This window comes from Salinibacterium sp. (assembly GCF_031364185.1).
In the GTDB taxonomy this organism is placed as follows: domain Bacteria; phylum Actinomycetota; class Actinomycetes; order Actinomycetales; family Microbacteriaceae; genus Rhodoglobus.
Genome location: NZ_JANLVV010000158.1, coordinates 1 through 2,974 on the forward strand (window position 1 = coordinate 1; position 2,974 = coordinate 2,974).

General features: G+C 60.9%; 4 protein-coding genes and 1 pseudogene. 4 read left to right on the plus strand and 1 reads right to left on the minus strand.

Annotated features, from left to right (window positions below; genetic code table 11):
* A pseudogene (locus RMN95_RS07215) lies at positions 1–488 on the minus strand (GNAT family N-acetyltransferase); the annotation flags it as partial.
* A 237-nt stretch (positions 489–725) separates the two neighbouring features.
* Between RMN95_RS07215 and RMN95_RS07220 the strand changes: the two are divergent.
* From RMN95_RS07220 to RMN95_RS07235, 4 genes are all read left to right on the plus strand, one after another.
* Entirely contained in the window at positions 726–968 is a 243-nt protein-coding gene (locus tag RMN95_RS07220; protein ID WP_309616260.1) for a type II toxin-antitoxin system RelE/ParE family toxin, read from the plus strand.
* Positions 965–1,267: an addiction module antidote protein gene (locus tag RMN95_RS07225; RefSeq protein WP_309616261.1), complete on the plus strand. Its 303-nt coding sequence runs from the start codon at positions 965–967 to the stop codon at positions 1,265–1,267. The genes RMN95_RS07220 and RMN95_RS07225 overlap by 4 nt, the downstream gene beginning before the upstream one ends.
* Positions 1,268–1,501: 234 nt before the next feature.
* Positions 1,502–2,053: a hypothetical protein gene (locus tag RMN95_RS07230; RefSeq protein ID WP_309616262.1), complete on the plus strand. Its 552-nt coding sequence runs from the start codon at positions 1,502–1,504 to the stop codon at positions 2,051–2,053.
* 286 nt (positions 2,054–2,339) lie between these two features.
* Positions 2,340–2,974, plus strand: a 635-nt coding sequence (locus tag RMN95_RS07235) for a pentapeptide repeat-containing protein (protein ID WP_309616263.1), incomplete at its 3' end; no start/stop codon positions are given.

Sequence of the window (2,974 nt, forward strand, 5' to 3'; positions counted from 1 at the left end):
GTTATCCGGCTGTGGAGATCGTTGGCGAGCCAACTGAAATCCTCGCCCCAGACCTCGGATTCCATCTCCGCAATCGAATCTAGATCATGGCCGGCGTGAACAATCCGAATCACAACGCCCTCGGGCAGGCGTAGGTCGACAGCCATGCCCTCGGCGTCACCGACCATCACGGTTTCGACGTCCTCTGGGACGAAGCCAGCAGCCAACAGATGCAGGGGGATGTCCGCAGGAACGTCGTGCGCCCGGGTCTTCCACTCCACCGACTCACCGGAGGCGGCGAAGAAGTCGCGATGCTTCTTGATCAGCTGGTCTAGCTCGTCACCCTCAACATTGAGCGTCTGCGCAGTTTCAACAAAGCCGCGGTGCTGCCCCGCTACTCGAAGAACGAAGCCATCGCTGTGAAACTCCTGCCCAAGCGGTGCAATGAGAGGGACCACCAGCCGGAGCTGAGAATCATAAGAATCGAGCATCTGAGTCTTCACTGTCATCCACAGCAGCCTATTGGCCAAATAGCATGATGCCGATGCGCCGAGACGAGTGATCTACCGACGTCAGCCAATCCCGACCGCACTAGGGACGTCAGCGCGACGACTTTTTGGCCTCTCCGCGCGATGGCCAATCGGGCCGACGCTGTGTCACAGGGGAATCCTCTACGGGACGCAGCCGACCGCGTGACGGCAGTGGGCTTGCCGCGCCCAGGGTTGTGAACTGTAGCTATCATGTAGTTGAGGTCGTTACATCGGCGACATTCGACCGCCGGCAACCCCGGAGACGTTAAGCCAGTCGGCCGTGGCATCTCCGAACTGCGCATCAACTACGGCCCTGGATACCGCGTCTACTACTTACCCGAAGGCGACCGTCCGGTGTTGCTACTGACCGGCGGAGACAAATCAACCCAAGATGTGGATATCCGGGCCGCGCACACGATCGCCGACACCTGGCAACGCACGCAAGGAGCACACGAATGAGCACTTCTGCCGAGACCTTCGCCCCCTTCAACGCGGCGAATTATCTCAACACCGTCGAGGACGTCGCCGCCTACCTGGAGGCAGTCATCGATGAAAGCGACGATGACCCGACGGCTATCGCCCGAGCACTAGGGTCCATCGCACGGTCAGGCAACTTCAGCCAGATCGCGCGGCAAGCTGGGATGAGCCGCGAAGGGCTCTACAAGGCACTGTCCGCAGAAGGAAATCCCAGCCTTGCCACCATCATCAAGGTGTCCCACGCCCTCGGACTCCGACTGCACTTCGAGGCCATCGCCTGACACGACAACGCGTTGAGCTCAAGAAACAGATTCCCGCACGCTGAACGCGCTGACGGCCACTGTCCTACGCCCTTTGGAGAACCCTTTGCGGGGCGCTGAGGTCGGCAAAAAGATGCTGCATCCACAGCCCATGCGTGGCTCGTGCCGGACCGGCATGCAAGCAGCCGATTCGGCGAGGGGATCAACGCCTGCCATAGACTCACCGTACGCATACGAGGGAGGGCGGAGCGGCTTGTGATCCTGGGCTTGATCGTTGCCTGCGAAATCGGGTTCTGGGCCGTCATCGTGCTGGGACTGTTCGCTCGCTACATCCTCAAAGCCAGACGCCTCGGGCTTGTTCTGATCGCTCTCGCCCCGGTCATCGACCTGGTGCTCCTTACCCTGACTGCAGTGCACCTTCGCTCCGGGGCTGATGCGGAATGGGCCCACGGCCTGGCCGCGGTCTACATCGGTTTCTCGATCGCCTACGGCCACAGGATGGTCCGCTGGGCCGACATCACCTTTTCTCGCCGGTTTGACCATGGCCCCCCACTGGCACGGCTTTCCGGAACCGACTACACCGTGGCCTGTTGGAAGGACGTCGCGCGGACCCTGCTGGCCACAGTGACCTCCACTCTCGTGCTCTTCGGCCTGATCTGGTTGGTCGGCAACCCAGCAGAGACGACTGCCCTGGAGCAGTGGTACGGCATCCTGCTGGTCATCCTCGGCATCGAGGTGGTTTGGGCTGTGTCGTACACTATCTGGCCACGCCCCCTCAAAAAGATCAACGTAGCTATCCAACTGTGACGCCGCCCAGCCCGGGGGCTTTGCCCAGAGGGAACGTTGACCGGGAAGCGTCGCTGAGGCACCGTTCTGCGGTGCGAACAGACGCGGTCCGTTCTGGGAGACTAGACCCCCCCGCAGTTGACCATATTCGAGGAGTTCTGTGCCTGCACCTCTGCCGATGTCATCGGAAGATCGAGCCCGAAACCTCGGTGCCGACTGCGCTCATTGCGTGGGCCTGTGCTGCGTCGCTCTCGCTTTCGCTCGGTCGGCGGATTTTGCTTTTGACAAGCTGGCTGGCGACCCATGCGTGAACCTCGAGGAGGATTCCCGCTGCCGCATTCATCCGACACTGCGCGATCGCGGTTTCAAAGGCTGCACGGTCTTCGACTGCCATGGAGCGGGCCAGAAAGTGACGGGCACTACTTTCGGCGGCAAGAATTGGCGCGAGGATTTCGACTTGCGTGGTCCGATGTTTAAGGTGTTCCCGATCGTTCGACAACTGCACGAGATGCTCTGGTACCTGCATACTGTGAGCGCGCGCTTGGAGACGCGGCCGATCACTGCGGAACTAAACGGGATGTACTTGGAGGTGGAGAAGCTCACAGACGGGTCGGCGGAGGAAATTCTTGCGCTCAATGTCGACAGCGTGCGAAATCGAGTGAATGGACTGCTCTCCGAAGCAAGCACACTCGTTCGCAAGGGAACGGGAGACGCCCATGTGCCCAAGATTTCAAAGCGTTTTCATTCCGGCGCCGATCTCATGGGTGCCCGCCTGTCCGGCCAGGACCTGCGCGGAGCCGATCTTCGCGGGGCCTGGCTAATCGGGGCCGACTTGAGAGAGGCAGACTTGCGGCGTGCCGATCTCATCGCTGCCGATCTACGCGACGCCGATGTAAGCGGCGCCGATCTTTCTGAGGCGATTTTCCTCACTCAGATGCAAGT

Excerpts from the sequence above, each read along its gene's own strand:
- RMN95_RS07225 (WP_309616261.1), top strand. The coding sequence starts at position 965 with ATGAGCACTTCTGCCGAGACCTTCGCCCCCTTCAACGCGGCGAATTAT.